General features: G+C 62.1%; 11 protein-coding genes. 6 read left to right on the plus strand and 5 right to left on the minus strand.

Annotated features, from left to right (window positions below; translation table 11 throughout):
* The first annotated feature begins 30 nt into the window (after window positions 1-30).
* The 3 genes from BLW69_RS15645 to BLW69_RS15655 are packed head-to-tail and all read left to right on the plus strand — an operon-like array spanning window position 31 to window position 3567.
* On the plus strand, window positions 31-954 hold the full coding sequence (locus BLW69_RS15645; RefSeq protein ID WP_092663235.1) for an ABC transporter permease: 924 nt from the start codon (window positions 31-33) through the stop codon (window positions 952-954).
* Window positions 955-960: 6 nt separating this feature from the next.
* On the plus strand, window positions 961-1809 hold the full coding sequence (locus tag BLW69_RS15650; protein WP_092663237.1) for an ABC transporter permease: 849 nt from the start codon (window positions 961-963) through the stop codon (window positions 1807-1809).
* A 30-nt stretch (window positions 1810-1839) separates the two neighbouring features.
* Window positions 1840-3567 carry a M14 family metallopeptidase gene (locus BLW69_RS15655; protein ID WP_092663239.1) on the plus strand — a complete coding sequence of 576 codons (1728 nt, stop codon included), beginning with the start codon at window positions 1840-1842 and terminating at the stop codon, window positions 3565-3567.
* 25 nt (window positions 3568-3592) lie between these two features.
* Here BLW69_RS15655 and BLW69_RS15660 read toward each other — a convergent pair whose 3' ends face one another.
* From BLW69_RS15660 to BLW69_RS15680, 5 genes are all read right to left on the minus strand, one after another.
* The gene (locus tag BLW69_RS15660; RefSeq protein WP_210184921.1) at window positions 3593-4606 is read right to left on the minus strand and encodes an Lnb N-terminal periplasmic domain-containing protein; all 1014 of its coding nucleotides are present in this window, start codon (window positions 4604-4606) and stop codon (window positions 3593-3595) included.
* Between the two features lie 127 nt (window positions 4607-4733).
* Window positions 4734-5855: an alpha/beta hydrolase gene (locus BLW69_RS15665; protein ID WP_062578198.1), complete on the minus strand. Its 1122-nt coding sequence runs from the start codon at window positions 5853-5855 to the stop codon at window positions 4734-4736.
* A gap of 253 nt (window positions 5856-6108) precedes the next feature.
* The gene (locus BLW69_RS15670; RefSeq protein WP_092663241.1) at window positions 6109-7122 is read right to left on the minus strand and encodes an NADP-dependent oxidoreductase; all 1014 of its coding nucleotides are present in this window, start codon (window positions 7120-7122) and stop codon (window positions 6109-6111) included.
* Between the two features lie 83 nt (window positions 7123-7205).
* Window positions 7206-8498: a HAMP domain-containing sensor histidine kinase gene (locus BLW69_RS15675; RefSeq protein WP_062578202.1), complete on the minus strand. Its 1293-nt coding sequence runs from the start codon at window positions 8496-8498 to the stop codon at window positions 7206-7208.
* A gap of 2 nt (window positions 8499-8500) precedes the next feature.
* The gene (locus BLW69_RS15680) at window positions 8501-9187 is read right to left on the minus strand and encodes a response regulator transcription factor (protein ID WP_062459393.1); all 687 of its coding nucleotides are present in this window, start codon (window positions 9185-9187) and stop codon (window positions 8501-8503) included.
* A 145-nt stretch (window positions 9188-9332) separates the two neighbouring features.
* On the opposite strand from BLW69_RS15680, the gene BLW69_RS15685 reads away from it, so the two are divergent.
* The 3 genes from BLW69_RS15685 to BLW69_RS15695 are packed head-to-tail and all read left to right on the plus strand — an operon-like array spanning window position 9333 to window position 14952.
* Window positions 9333-10757, plus strand: a complete 1425-nt coding sequence (locus BLW69_RS15685; protein ID WP_092663243.1) for an efflux transporter outer membrane subunit — start codon at window positions 9333-9335, stop codon at window positions 10755-10757.
* The gene (locus BLW69_RS15690) at window positions 10757-11887 is read left to right on the plus strand and encodes an efflux RND transporter periplasmic adaptor subunit (RefSeq protein WP_092663245.1); all 1131 of its coding nucleotides are present in this window, start codon (window positions 10757-10759) and stop codon (window positions 11885-11887) included. Before BLW69_RS15685 ends, BLW69_RS15690 begins: the two co-directional genes overlap by 1 nt.
* Window positions 11884-14952: an efflux RND transporter permease subunit gene (locus BLW69_RS15695; protein ID WP_092663247.1), complete on the plus strand. Its 3069-nt coding sequence runs from the start codon at window positions 11884-11886 to the stop codon at window positions 14950-14952. Before BLW69_RS15690 ends, BLW69_RS15695 begins: the two co-directional genes overlap by 4 nt.
* Window positions 14953-14956 lie beyond the last annotated feature (4 nt).

Below are 14956 nucleotides of genomic sequence, written 5' to 3' on the forward strand. Positions count from 1 at the left end.
GGGGCCGAACTTCTCCTTAAGGACAACACAGTGGCCGGTTTCCTCATCAAGCGATTGCTACAGGCGATTTTCGTCGTCATCGCCATCACGCTCATCGTCTCGTTCGCCATTCGCCTCACCGGTGATCCGGCCGTCACGATGTTCCAGGGCGGCGGCAGCATGACGGAAGACGATCTGGCGCGCATTCGCGCAGCGCTCGGAACCGACCAGCCGTTCCTCGTCCAGTACTGGACGTTCATGAAGGGGCTGGTCACGCTCGACTTCGGCCGCAGTTTTTCCGGCGGTACGTCGGTCTCGATGCTGATCGGCAATGCCCTGCCGGCGACACTGCTGCTCGCCTTCATCTCGATGTTCGTGTCGATCGCGCTGTCGATCCCGCTCGGCATCAAGGCCGCGACGTCGCGCGGCAAGGCCGCCGATCAGGCGATCCGCATCTTCTCGCTGATCGGCCTGTCGTTTCCGAATTTCTGGCTCGCCACCATGCTCGTCCTGCTGTTTTCGATCACTCTCGGCTGGCTGCCGCCAAGCGGCATGTCGGGCTTTTCGAGCTATGTCATGCCGGCCGTCACCATGGGCGTGATCCTGACTGCGACGAATGTGCGTCTTGTCCGCACGTCGATGCTGGAAACGCTGCAGTCGCAATACATCATGGTCGCGCGCGCCAAAGGCTTGAGCGAGAGCAAGGTTCTCTACAAGCACGCGCTGCGCAACTGCGCCATTCCGCTGATCACCTATTTCGGCCTGCAGTTCGGTGGCCTGCTCGGCGGCATCGTCGTCATCGAGCGTGTCTTCAACTGGCCGGGACTGGGCACGCTTGCCTTCGACGCCGTCGGCGCCCGCGACTTTCCCGTGCTTCAGGCCGTCATCACCGTTCTGTCGCTGATGATCGTCGGCATCAACCTTCTGGTCGACATCGCCTATGGCCTCGTCGATCCCCGCATCCGCACGGAGTAACCGGCAATGGCAACCAAAACCTCTAGCCGCTGGCGCTTCGCGAGCCTTGAATTCGTTCTCGGCACGGTCCTGACCGTCGTCATCTGCCTTGCAGTGCTGTTTTCCGACGTGCTGTTTCCGGGCGGTGCCGACAAGATCGACCTGATGGCGCGGCTCGCCAAACCCTTTGCGACCGCCGCTCACCCGTTCGGAACCGATCCGCTGGGCCGCGACGTGCTGGCCCGTGTTGTTGCCGGCGGCAAGATATCGCTTCTGGTAGGCTTCACCTCCGTCATCGGCGCCGTCGTCTTCGGCGTGCTGGTAGGCCTGATCGCCGGCTATTACCGCGGTTTCTGGGACATGCTGGTGATGCGTTTTGCCGACCTGCAGCTCGCGATGCCGTTCATTCTGCTCGCTATCACATTCATCGCCATCGTCGGCGGAAGCCTGACCAACACGATCATCCTTCTGATCGTGTCGCAATGGGTGCAGTATGCCCGTCTGGTGCGCGGCTCGGTGCTGACGCTGAGGGAGCGTGAGTTCGTCCTGTCGGCCCGCGCGATCGGGGTGAAGGACTGGCGCATCATCATCCAGCACCTGCTGCCGAACCTGATCGGACCGGTGATCGTTCTGATGACGCTCAATGTCGCCAACAACATTCTGCTCGAAAGCAGCCTGACCTTCCTCGGCCTCGGCGTCGATCCCACCATTCCAAGCTGGGGCGGCATGCTCGCCGATGGCCGAACCTATCTGCAGACTGCATGGTGGGTCAGCGTCTTCCCGGGTCTTGCGATCCTGCTCACGGTGCTCGGGCTCAACCTTCTCGGAGACTGGCTGCGCGACAGCCTCGATCCGACCGGCCGCACGTCCCGATAAGCAGCACGGCATTCACAAGGGTTAAGCGTCATGACTTCGATCTTTGAAACCAAACTGGAGCGTACGCTCGACACGCTGGTTGCAAGCGCGACGCCCGGGCAGTCCATCGAGACCTGGACATTCGACGACACGACGAGCCGTCGTGCCGCCGAACAGGCGTTGAAGTACAGAGGCGTCACCGCCCGCATCCGCAGTGCCTACAAGCCGCTTCTGTTTGCGTTTCTGGAAGAGATCGACTGTCAAGGCGTCACAGCGATCGAGGTGCGTTATCCGGTTCATGCCGACGCCCCGGCCAACCGTTTCCGGCTCGAAGCCTATCCGCTTGCGGCACTTGTCGGAGACGCTGATATCGCGTTCATCGCGCGGGAAGATGACGAACTGGTCTATGACGTCGCGCTCACCCGCAACGGCCAGACGGAAACGCTGAAGGTTCAGGCACCGAACCGCGTGCATACCGATGCGGTCGGGGAAACCAATCTCTCCCCGACCGGCTGGATCAGCCGCGATGGCGCGACCGGCGAGCGCCTGAAAACGGATTACGAGCGCCTGTTCAGCCTCGCAATCGACGCGATCGCAAACCACGACTGGGGCAACGAAGAACCCTATTTCGAAGAACTCAACATCGCCGTTTCCCATCCGGCGGAAGACATGCCGCTGGCGGTTGGCGACGAGGTCGTCAGCCTCCGCGAGGCCCTGCACGAGGATTTCTATTTCTCGCTGCTGGAATTCTTCCAGAAGAAATCCGGACGTCCGCTTGGCGACCGTGGCCTGAAGCCCGGCCAGATCGTGCCGGAGATGGTGCGCAGCAACGGCGAGATCAGCGTTCGTGTCGAGACCCGGCCGTTGAGCACAGGTTTTAGGGATGGCCCCGAACAGGAAATCGATACGGCCAGCGAACCACCGGCCGTTGCGCAGATGTCGAGACTGCTGTCGGACATCGGTGGAGAGGAATTCGATGCCCGGTCGCGCTCCGGCCGCGTTCTCTCGGCGCGATACGTCAGAGGCAGCGACACGGCGGTCATGATCAGCGGCGGCCAGCATCCGAACGAGACGACCGGCATTGTCGGTGCCATCCGCGCTGCCCGTGCGCTGAAGCAGCGTGCCGGTGCTCATTTCACCATCTCGCCGATCGAGAACCCGGACGGCTACGCGCTGCACCAGCGCCTGCGGGTCGATAACCCGCGCCACATGCACCACGCCGCCCGCTACACCGCGCTCGGCGACGATCTTGAATACCGGACGGCGGAAAATTCCGGCCAGCATCTCAACGAAAAAGCTATCCGTTTCACAGCGCAGGAATTGAGCGGCGCACAGCTGCATATCAACCTGCACGGCTATCCATCGCACGAATGGACGCGGCCGCTATCCGGCTACGTGCCGCGCGGTTTTGGCATGTGGACGCTGCCGAAGGGTTTCTTCCTGATCATGCGCCACCACGCCGGCTGGACGCAGCAGGCGGAAGCCATCCTCGACCACGTCACCCGGCATCTCGGCGCAATTCCAGGCATTCTCGACTACAACAATCGCCAGATCGCACTCTACGAAACCCATGCCGGCGAGACGGGCTTCCGCATCATCAACGGCTTCCCGTGCCTGTCGTCGATTGACGATCGCCATACCGTACCGCTGACGCTGATCACCGAATATCCTGACGAGACTATCTACGGCGACGATTTCGTCACGGGCCATACGGCGCAGATGGAGACGGTGATCTCGGCCTATGATGTCTGGCAGACGCTTAACGCCTATACGTCGTAAGATGACAGGCTCCCGGTAGCTGCGCCTAGTTCGTTGCAGGCGGTTCGGTTACCCGATCTCGCCTGATCGCCTCTGAAAAGTCCTCGGACATGCCCGCCGCCTTGGCTTTCTCGGCAATATGGGACTGCTTCCTGAGCACCGCCATCGGGGACCCAGTGTCGAGGATGCCCTGATCGTAGGCGTATTCGGGTAGATAGCCGTTCACATACAGCCGCCAGTCGAGAGGGACCGTGCCTCCAAGCGTTCTGACGATGGCCACAACCGCAGTCGTGCAGTTCGTCATCAGCGAGTTGTACCACTGCGGCTGGCGGGACAGCTTGTTTGCATCCTCGACATAGGCGACCAGGAGGTTGCGTGCTGTCTGCGGCAAGACGTTCACCCGGTAGAGCTGGACGTCCTCGCCGCGCACGATCGTACGAACCCCGATGATATCCCGCTCCTCTGCCGCGACGATCACAAGCGGATTGCTCTTGAAGAGATCCGCGATCGGCGAAAACGCGCCTCCGCGCTTGCGGCGGACCTCGACGGACCAGGCGACGTGCTCGCCATTCGAGAAGCCGAAGCTGACCAGCATGTGGCCCATCAGCGGTCCCGACCAGTAGGACATGAAGAGATCAACCGACGTCAGCGTCTTTAGATCATACGTCTTTGTTTCCCAGTTTTCGGTGAAATCGGTATCGCTTCTCCAGGTAAAGTCCCGCACACCGTTCAGGGTCAACGTGTCGCCCGAAATCGTTCCGGTGACCTGTCGCGCAACGTCCGGCGACCAGTCTCCTACCGCTGGGGGCGCGAGCGTGAACCACCACGAAAGCACGATCGCGAAGGCCACCGAGAACACGCCCGTCGGAGCCCGCCATCGGTGGCGGATCACAGAGACGATGGTCCAGACACCGAGAGCGGCAAACAGCGCAGCGAACACCGCTCTTGCCGGGAGCGGCAATGGCAGACGGTACCACAGTGCCAGCGATGACCACGCCGAGACGAGTAGAATGACGATGAAAACGCCCGTCAGGGCGAGGAAGTGGAATGCTCGGCGCAAATCGGTGTCTCTCGGTTCAACACACGCAACATAGGGTGACAATCGACAAGTGCGACCACGCACGGACACAAGAATGAGAGAGAAGGATCAAGCATTCTTCCCTGGTCTTTCTCCAGAAACCGCAAGCTCAGCGCCCGCCGACGACCGCGCCTGCCAATCTGAACGGACTTGAAATGACCGATGCCGCGACGTCGAAGACGAAGGCGCCCGCCTCCGGCACCGAAACCGCCCCGCCACCCGCCTGCGCAAGCTGCGGACCCAGTTGTGCGAGATTGGCGTACCGGTCGTGCCCGACCCCATCTGCTGCCTTGACCGACGAGATGTCGATGATCCGCAGACCATAGCGCAAGGCTGCGTCGCGCACCGAAGGGCTATCGACATTGAGCGATCCCGCGCGCGGCTTCTCCCCGCTGATGAAACTGGAGATCTTGAGCGCCTTGTCGTCCTTGGAAACAAACAGCGTGATGGGGGTACGCATCCGACCGACGACCTCCAGCTGCGACCTGAACAGATCGTCGTCAATGTCTGGAGCCGCGAGCACGACGACCAACTTGTCGAGGACGTCACCGCGGCCTTCCAGCTTCAGCTGGCGAAGCGTTTCCATGATCAGGAAGCCGCCGATGCTGTGCCCGAACAGGATGACCCGTTTCACATCGCGTTTGGCTGCCATCGATTTGACGAGCCAGACCAGGGTGTCACGCGAAGCCAGGGCCGCGTCACGATCCGCGAGATATCCGGCAAGGGATCCCTGCGACGGCCAGGAGAAAAGGACGGGTTTTCCATCCGTCTTGGAATCGGCGGCGACCTGCGCGAGCCGGTACAGACCCTCCTGGAACGTATAGTTATACCCGTGGACAAAGATGCCAACCGCCCCATCCTTGTTGGGCGCGTCCGCCAACGCCAGAAACTGTTTTTGGTCGAGAGAGCGTCTTTCGGAAACAACCATGTCCGTCGACGCGTCGGGTCTACCGACAGGCCATTCGATCTTCGGCGGCCGGTGCGAGGGCGGGATTGCGACCGTGAACGTTTCGAAGGCCGGATCTGCGTTACGGCGGGACGAGTATCCGTCGCCGTCCCGCGACCGGTTCGTCGCAGTAAGGACGGTAAGCTGACGGCTGGATGCCGGGTTGACCGCGACCGGATCGAGAACAGAGGCCGAAGGCCTGTTGGCACAGGCAACGAGCTGAGCGGACACGATCGCGATAATCGCAGCCGAGATCCATCGCCGCGTCAATACGGAATACTGCATCGTAACCAGCGACTTTCGAAAGGTGAATGGTGCCGGTTGATGCCACGAAATGTTGCCGAACTCAACTGGCTGAAATCCACGCTAAATTCGCCTGCACCACCTGGCCAGTCGACCGGAACGCGAGTGCATCATTCAAGCGGAGAGATCCGAGGCAGGCCAGGATTTGCAGGCCCCGGACGGTGTTGCCACGGTCCGGGGTCTGGTCTTTGTTACACACGGCGAATTCATGGCCGGATTAGGCTGCTTGAGCCAGTCAGTCAGCGATTTTCACGATCAGCTTTCCAAAATTGCCGCCGGTGAGCATGCCGATGAAAGCCTCGGGCGCACGTTCGAGGCCGTCAACGATATCTTCCCGATACTTTATGTCGCCGGACGCGACGCGCGGGCCGACCTCATCGAGGAAGTCTCCAAAGTGGCTGATGAATTCAGTCTGGATGAAGCCGCGGATGAGAAGGCTGCGCCTCAGAACCGCCGACATGGTGATCGGAAGCCTGTCCGTTTCCGCAGATCCGGCGCCATTGTAGTGCGCGACAAGCCCGCAGACGGGGACACGGGCAAACTGGTTCAGCAGCGGCAGGACGGCGTCCCAAACGTGCCCGCCGACATTTTCGAAATAGACATCGACGCCGTCAGGGCATGCAGCAGCGAGATCGGACGCAAAATCTTTCGAGCGGTGATCGACAACGGCGTCAAAGCCGAGGCCATCTTTCACATACGCACATTTGTCCGGTCCACCGGCAATCCCGACTGCCCTCGCCCCGGCAAGTTTCGCAAGCTGGCCGACCAGCGAACCGACAGGCCCGGAGGCAGCGGCGACAACGACGGTCTCGCCTTGCTTAGGCTTCCCGATGAACTTCATTCCGCTCCAGGCGGTGGAGCCTGGCATTCCCAGCACGCCGAGTGCCGTCGTCAGCGTTGCGCCGTGCGTTTCGACACGCGTCAGGGTATCTCCGTGGACAACCGCATTGGTCGTCCATCCGGTCCGAGCACGAACGCTATCGCCGGGCGAAAAGGCTGTGTGGCGCGACTTCACCACTTCGCAGATCGTTTCGCCTTCCATAACGCCATCAATGGGAACGGGCGCTGCATAAGACTTTGCGTCGCTCATGCGACCGCGCATGTAAGGGTCGAGCGAAAGATAGAGGCATCGCAAGGTGACCTCTCCTTCTGCTGCTTCCGGGAGTTCGAAATTCTCGATGCGGAAATTCTCAGCCTCGGGCTGACCGGTCGGTCGGCTTGCCAAGACGATGCGGCGAATGGCGGTCATCCTGTGTGTCTCCTTGTCGTTGTCGACTCCCGGGTGAAGTAGTCGGCGGCACCGATTTGCCAAGGCCGAACCGCGATGGGCGATTAATTTGCTGCCACAAGCTTTCGTGGGGCAGCACAGGTCGGAATTGTGATTTGGACGGACAGACCACCGGCCGGTCTGTTTTCTGCCTTTGCGCCCCCGCCGTGCCATTCCGCCGCACGCCGGGTAATGGCAAGCCCAAGGCCGAAGCCGGAACGGGTGGTGACGGTTGAACTTTGCGAAAACGGCTTGAAGATCGCCTCCAGTTCCGTCTCCGGCACACCCTCGCCGTCGTCCTCGACGGTCACGATCAGCTTCCGGTCCAAGACCTTGGACGTCACACGGACAGCGGTGCTTGGTCCCGTGTGGGTAATGGCGTTGCGGATCACATTTTCCAGCGCGCGGTAGATCAGCTCGCCGTTGACGGAAGCCACGAATGTGTCGACGCCCTCATACTGGACGGTTACCCCGCGTGCCTGTCCCTCGAAGCCGGCATCGTCCACAATCTCACGCAGGAGATCGACAAGGTCGAGCGTCTGCCGCTCGAACCTCGGTGTATCGCGATCCGACAGCCGGGCGAGAGTGAGGATTTCGCCGACCAGTTCGTCGAGCCGCTCGACCTCGCGGCTCATCCGCTCGATCATCACCGCCAGCCGTACGGGGTTCTGTTGCAAAACGCCGATAGCAGCTTGCAGACGCGATAAAGGCGAGCGCAGTTCGTGCGAAATATCGTGGAACAGCTGCTGCTGAGCCATCTGGAGCTCCTGCAACCGGGCAGCGGTGATATCCAGATCGTGCGCCAGCGACGCGATCTCGTCGCGTTTGGCGCCGATCTTGTGGGCGATCCGCACGTCCAGTTCTCCCCTGGCAAGCGAGCGCAGCCCATAGCGCAGCTGCTCGACCGGGGTAATGAAATAGCGGGCGAGCCAATAGGCCGCAGCTGCTGCCGCCAGAAGGGCTGCCAGCCACGGAACAGCCCGAGGCCAGGTTTTAGCCATCATGCTCGGCGCTGCGCCGGCAATTTCCAGGCGATAACACTCTCCGTCGCGCACGGCGGTCCGAACGAGCGCCTCCTCATTTTGTTCGGCACAATCGATCGCCGGCCCGTCGGTCGTGACGGTAACCGGGATGTCGCGACCGGTCCGCCGAACCGCCGCCACCAGCCTGGCCGTCGCCTCCAGGCCATCCGACTGGAGCACCTGGGCTGCGGTCTCCAGCGTCAGGCTAAGTTCCCGGCCAGCAACCTCCTCCTCGAACGGTGATTGGAACAGCGTGCTGATCGCAAACAGGATCGCAATCGAGCCGGCCATGGCCAACCAGACGACGGTGAAGAATTTCCAGAACAGGCGATGCATGGTCAGCCTTCCAGCAACTGGTAGCCACGGCCGCGCACGGCCTGGATCCAGGGCTGCCCATCCGGGCGGGCGCCGAGTTTCTGCCGGATGCTGCTGATGTGGACGTCGATCCGGCGATCGAACGCGGTGAGCGGCTTGGCAAACGCCCGCAACGATATCTCCTGCTTGGAGACGAGCTGGCCGGAGGAGCGGGCAAGCACTTCCAGCAGGCTGAACTCGGTTCCGGTCAGTTCCAGGGGTGCCGCCCGCCACATCGCCCTGCGGTTCGACGGATAAAGCACCAGTTCGCCCGTCCTGATCTCATTGACGGTGCCGTCCCGCTCGGTTCGGCCCGAGCGGCGCAGGATGGCGCGAATGCGCGCAGCCAGTTCCCCCGGCGAACAGGGTTTTGAGACGTAATCATCGGCTCCGAGATTGAGGCCGGCGATGCGGTCGATATCGTCTCCCCGTGCCGTCAGCATCAGCACCGGCACATCGCTCACCTGCCGGATCTTGCGCAGAACCTCGATGCCGTTCATCCGCGGCATCATGATGTCGAGAACAATCAGATCGGTCGAGGACGACATGGCCTCGGCCACGCCGACGCGACCATCCGCAGTCGTTTCGACGGCGAAGCCTTCCTCTGTCAGATACTCGCCCAGCAGGTTGGTCAGCTCGGCATCGTCATCGATCAATAGTAGCTTGGTCATGCCCTGCTCTTGCTCCTTCGATAACTTCAGCTTTACGACCTTGAGGCTGCGAAGACAGCAGTTTTACCTAACTTAACCTGCTCTTGACCGACATTAACATCGCGATCCCTATACTGCGGCCTTCAGTTAAGGCGGTGTCCAATCGATGCGCAGCACTCTTTCTTCAGTTCTACCAGTTCTGGCCGTCGCGGCCTTGCTTACCGGCTGCACGAGCCTTGGCACTCTCAAGCAGGCGACGCCGGCTGTTGCCGCCTTCTGGCACGCGACGCTTCCGCATGGCGGTCGAACAGCCGATCTCGTGACCTGGTGGGCAAGCTTCAAGGATCCCTCGCTGGACGCCTTGTTGTACATGGCGGACCGCAAAAACCCGACCATCGAGCAAGCGGTGGCGAATATCGACAAGGCGCGCGCCACGCTCGACAGCACCGCGTCAGGGCTTTTCCCATCGCTCGACGGCTCTGCATCGGCGAGCCGTGAGGGCAATAAGGGTAACGACAATAACAGGCTGACCGCCGGGACGACAAAAAGCGGTGGGCTTGATTCCGCCTGGGAAGTCGATCTGTTCGGCAAGACCAAGAAGCAGGTGCGCGCCGCTGCATCGCGGGCCGCTGGCGAGGTCTGGTCCTGGCACGATGCCCGCGTTTCGATTGCCGCCGAAGTGGGCGACGACTATGTCCAGTACCGCGCCTGCCGCGAACTGGAGCGCCTCTACCGCGACGAGCTTGCATCGCAGACGGCCACCATCCGCGCCACGGAACGGTCGGCACAGTCAGGCTTTACGTCCACAGCTGACCTGGCGCTGGCACGGGCAAGCGCTGCTGCCTCCTCGTCAAGCCTGACGGCCCAGCGCGGCGAGTGCGAGATCCTGATCAAATCGATCACACAATTGACGGGCGGCGACGAACCGGCGGTCCGCCGGCTACTCGATCAGGGCAAACGGCGTATTCCGCAGCCAACTGCGGTGCGGATCACTGCCGTGCCTGCTGACGTCCTGCGACAGAGGCCCGACGTCAATGCGCTGGAGGCTGAAGTCGCCGCAACGATTTCGGACGTCGGCGCGGCGAAGGCCGATCTTTACCCCAGCCTCAGCCTCAGCGGATCAATCTCGATCAGCCAGTCCACCGTGACCGGCCGATCCGTTCCCTGGTCCTTCGGACCGGCGCTGTCGGTGCCGTTGCTGGATGGCGGAGCACGACGGGCGGCTGTGCGCAGTGCGGTTGCCGACTACGATATCGCGGTTGCGAACTATAAGTCTGGCGTGCTTGGCGCCGTTGCCGAAGTCGAGACGGCGATGTTGCGGGTCGATACGGCGCTTCGGCGGATTGCCGACGCAAAAAGCGCTGCCGACAACTATCAGCGCTATTTTCGCGCGGTCGACCAGAACTGGGCGTCCGGAGGCGTCAGCATTCTCGACCGCGAAGAAGCTCGCCGATCGGCGCAATCGGCGGCCATCACTCTCATCGAAATTAGGCGCGACGCCGTCCAATACTGGATCGCCCTCTACAAAGCGCTTGGCGGAGGCTGGTCCATTCCGACCGCCGCTGCCTCTTCTGCACGGGAACTCAACTAATGCTTAAAACATCACACCCGCTCACGACGATGGCGCTTGCCTGCGTCGTCTGTCTCGCTTTCACCCCGGCAGGCCGGGCACAGGACGCGACGCAGACGACCGCCGCCGCGGCCGCCCTCACGGTCAGCGTGACGAAACCGGAGGTTTCCCAGTGGCCGGTGCTCATTCCGGCAAGCGGGCGCCTTGCGGCCTGGCATGAAGCGGTGATCTCCGCCGAAGTCAGCGGATTGCGGATCATCGGCATCAATGCGGATGTGGGAGCGACGGTAAAAAAAGGCGAGTTGCTGGTGCAATTCGACGCCGAAACCGCGCAGGCCGAGCTCGAGCAACAGCAGGCAAGCGTCGAGCAGGCAAAGGCCGATCTCGATCAGGCGGTCGCGAATGCCGACCGCGCCCGCGGGCTGACCGGCTCCGGTGCGATCTCCGCCCAGCAGACGACGGAATATCTGATCACGGAGCGCAAGTCGAAAGCAGCCCTTGCGTCGTCGAAGGCCGCGCTGGCATCCGCGCAGCTGACCCTTGACCGCACGAACGTCTACGCGAACGACGATGGCGTAATCTCTGAACGGTCCGCGTCGCTTGGCAAGGTGGTGACCGCCGGCGACGAACTGTTCAAGCTGATCCGCCAGAACCGCATCGAGTGGCAGGCGGAGCTGCCGGTCAAGCGGCTGGCCGATGTCAAGGAAGGCACCAAAGCGGTCATTCCGACGCCGCTCGGCGATGTCCGTGGCGAGGTGCGGCTTGTCTCGCCCACGAGCTCGACCGCCAGCGGTCGGGTCACTGTCTATGTCGCCCTGCAGCCCGCAGTCGGAATGCCACAACCGAAGACCGGCATTCTCGTCAGCGGCAATTTCGAATTCAGCGCCACCGATGCGCTGACAGTTCCGGCAACGGCAGTCACCCTGAGGGACGGCTTTTCCTACGCATTCGTCCTCAACGCGACCGATCAGCCGACGGTAACCCGCAAGCGTGTCGAGACCGGCCGGCGGCAAGGCGACCGGGTCGAGATCGTATCGGGGATCGACACGACCGAGGAAGTCGTCGTCTCCGGCGGCGCGTTTCTTGCGGACGGTTCCGTGGTGCGGGTGGTCGATACGGTCGCCGCAGCCGAGACGGAGGCGACGAAGTGAATTTTTCCTCCTGGTCCATCCGCAATCCCGTTCCGCCAATCCTGCTGTTCGTCCTGCTGACGGCCTGCGGCCTGTGGGCGTTCAACCGTCTCGACATCCAGAACTTTCCCGACATGGATCTTCCGACGATCGAGATCAGTGCGTCGCTCGACGGGGCCGCAGCCTCACAGCTTGAGACCGAGGTCGCCCGCAAGATCGAAGACGAACTGACGGGACTGACGCGGCTCGATTCCGTGACCACGACGGTCACCGATGGTTCCGTCAGCATTTCCGTCGCCTTCGAAGTTGGAAAGAACACGCAAGAGGCACTCGACGAGGTAAAGAGCGCCGTCGATCAGGCGCAGGACGACTTGCCGGAAGAAATGAACGCACCGACGGTTTCCAAACAGTCGCTGAATGCATCGCCGCTGATTACCTATGTGGTGCGGTCAGACACGCTGGATGCGGCGGAACTCTCTTGGTTCATCGACAACAATATGTCGCGTGCCCTGATGGCTGTCGAAGGCGTCGGCGAAGTCGGGCGCCTGGGTGGCGTCGACCGGGAGGTCCGCGTCGAACTCAACGCCAATCTGCTCGATGGCCTCGGTCTGTCTGCAAACGACGTCAACGGGCAGCTCGATTCAGTGCAGTCTGACCTGTCGGGCGGCAAGGGGCGGATCGGCGGCGAAAGCCAGTCTGTCCGAACGCTGGCGGCCGTCGGCAGCGTCGAACAGCTCCGCGCACTGCCGATACCATTGCCGGCGGGAAACTGGGTTCGGCTGGACGAACTCGGCACGGTCACCGATTCCCACAGCGATCTCAGCTCGCTTGCCTATATCAACGGCAAGCCGGTCATTGCCGCGCAGATCAAGCGGTCCAAGGGCTACTCGGACGTCGCCGTCACGGACAGTATCCGCGAACAGATGAAGTCGTTCGCGGCAGAAAATCCGCAAGTGACGATCGAAGAGGCCTACAACACGATCGTCCCGATCGAGCAGAACTACGAATCATCGATGCATATGGTCTATGAGGGCGCGTTGATCGCGATCTTCGTGGTCTGGCTCTTCCTGCGTGACTGGCGGGCAACGCTTTTGGCCGCTGTTGCCTTGCCCTTGTCGATCATCCCGACGTTCCTCGTGATGTATCTCCTCGACTATACACTGAACACGATCACGCTTCTGGCGCTGTCTCTTGTGGTCGGGATTTTGGTCGACGATGCGATCGTCGAGATCGAGAATATCGAGCGACATCTCAACATGGGGAAAAGCCCCATGGATGCGGCCATGGAAGCGGCCGATGAGATCGGCCTCGCCGTGATCGCCACCACCTTCACCCTGGTCGCCGTGTTCCTGCCGACAGCCTTCATGGGCGGTATTCCCGGCATCATTTTCAAGCAATTCGGCATCACGGCCTCTGTCGCCGTGTTGGCCTCGCTTCTCGTCGCGCGCCTGGTGACGCCGATGATGGCGGCCTACATCATGAAGCCGAGCGGCAAAACACACGAAGGCGACGGTCGCCTGATGCGGTCCTACCTCTGGGCCGTCAAAGGCGCGCTTCGTCGGCGCTGGATACCAGTGCTCGGCACGGTCGGCTTTCTGGCCTTCACGATCCTGCTGCTCAGCCATCTGTCGACCGGGTTCTTTCCGGCTTCCGATAGCAGCCAGACCCAGGTCACGATCACGACGCCTCCGAGCTCCACAATTGAATCGACCGACGAAGCGGCGCGAAAGGCGTCCGCGGTCATTGCCGGCGTCGACCACGTCACCTCGGTTTTCCAGGCAACGGGCACGGCCTCCACAGGCGGGATGAACAGCACCTCGAATGCCAGCACCAACAGTGCGACGCTCGTCGTCAACCTCACGTCGATCGACGACCGCGACGTCAAGCAATCTCAGATCGAAGCGGATTTGCGCAAGGCGCTGGAAACCTTGCCCGGCGTCCGTCTTGAGATCGGATCCGGCGGCAATGGTACGCAGCTGACGCTGACGCTGGCCGGCGACGATTCCGACCTACTGGAAAAAGCGGCCGCCAGCCTCGAATCCGATCTGCGCACGCTACCCGGCATCGGCAACGTGACCTCGTCGGCCGCGACCCAATCACCGGAGATCACCATCCGCCCTAATCTCGCGGAAGCCGCATCTCTGGGTGTGACCTCGAAGGCGATCGCCGACGCCATTCGGGTCGCAACGGCCGGCGCCTATGATGCGGCCCTGTCGAAGCTCAACCTGCCGGAACGCCAGGTCCCCATCCGGGTCATGCTCGACACGGCGAGCCGGCAATCGCTGGATGCGCTGTCGCTCATCCCGGTCGAGGGCAAGGACGGCAATGTCGCGCTCGGCGCCATCGCCGACATATCGCTAGGCTCTAGCCCCAGCCAGATCGACCGGCTCGACCGGTCGCGCAACGTCTCGCTCACGATCGAGCTCAACGGCCGGAGCCTTTCGGAAGTGACGAACGAGGCAGCGCAGCTTCCCGGCTACAAGAACCTGCCGCAGGGCGTGAAATTCGTCGAGCAGGGAGAGTTGAAGCGCCAGAGCGAGCTGTTCAGCAGTTTCGGATTGGCGATGGCGATCGGCATCTTCTGCGTCTACGCGGTGCTGGTCCTGCTTTTCCATGACTTCCTGCAGCCGGTCACGATCCTGATGGCCTTGCCGCTGGCTCTCGGCGGCGCGCTCTTGCCACTGGTGCTGACGGGAACAAGCTTCTCGATGCCTGCGGTCATCGGCCTGCTGCTTCTGATGGGCATCGTGTCGAAAAACTCGATCCTGCTCGTCGAATACGCGATCGAGGCGCGGCGCGCCGGCATGTCCCGCTATGACGCTCTGGTGGATGCCTGTCACAAGCGAGCGCGGCCGATCGTGATGACGACGATCGCCATGGCGGGCGGCATGCTGCCCGCCGCACTCAGCCTCGTATCCGGCGATTCAAGCTTCCGCCAGCCGATGGGCATCGTGGTGATCGGCGGGCTGATCACCTCGACCTTCCTGAGCTTGCTGGTCATCCCGGTCGTGTTCACATTCCTGGATGATCTTTTGGTCTGGCTGAAAGCGCGGTTCCACACGCGCAAGCAGCACCCCGCAGAGTAGCGCG

The sequence above is a fragment of the Rhizobium sp. NFR12 genome (assembly GCF_900108545.1).
GTDB lineage: Bacteria > Pseudomonadota > Alphaproteobacteria > Rhizobiales > Rhizobiaceae > Neorhizobium > Neorhizobium soli.

What these genes read in the sequence shown, in the direction of transcription:
- BLW69_RS15650 (WP_092663237.1), top strand. Translation starts at nt 961, where the DNA reads ATGGCAACCAAAACCTCTAGCCGCTGGCGCTTCGCGAGCCTTGAATTC.
- BLW69_RS15655 (WP_092663239.1), top strand. Translation starts at nt 1,840, where the DNA reads ATGACTTCGATCTTTGAAACCAAACTGGAGCGTACGCTCGACACGCTG.
- BLW69_RS15665 (WP_062578198.1), bottom strand. Translation starts at nt 5,855, where the DNA reads ATGCAGTATTCCGTATTGACGCGGCGATGGATCTCGGCTGCGATTATC.
- BLW69_RS15670 (WP_092663241.1), bottom strand. Translation starts at nt 7,122, where the DNA reads ATGACCGCCATTCGCCGCATCGTCTTGGCAAGCCGACCGACCGGTCAG.
- BLW69_RS15675 (WP_062578202.1), bottom strand. Translation starts at nt 8,498, where the DNA reads ATGCATCGCCTGTTCTGGAAATTCTTCACCGTCGTCTGGTTGGCCATG.
- BLW69_RS15680 (WP_062459393.1), bottom strand. Translation starts at nt 9,187, where the DNA reads ATGACCAAGCTACTATTGATCGATGACGATGCCGAGCTGACCAACCTG.
- BLW69_RS15685 (WP_092663243.1), top strand. Translation starts at nt 9,333, where the DNA reads ATGCGCAGCACTCTTTCTTCAGTTCTACCAGTTCTGGCCGTCGCGGCC.
- BLW69_RS15690 (WP_092663245.1), top strand. Translation starts at nt 10,757, where the DNA reads ATGCTTAAAACATCACACCCGCTCACGACGATGGCGCTTGCCTGCGTC.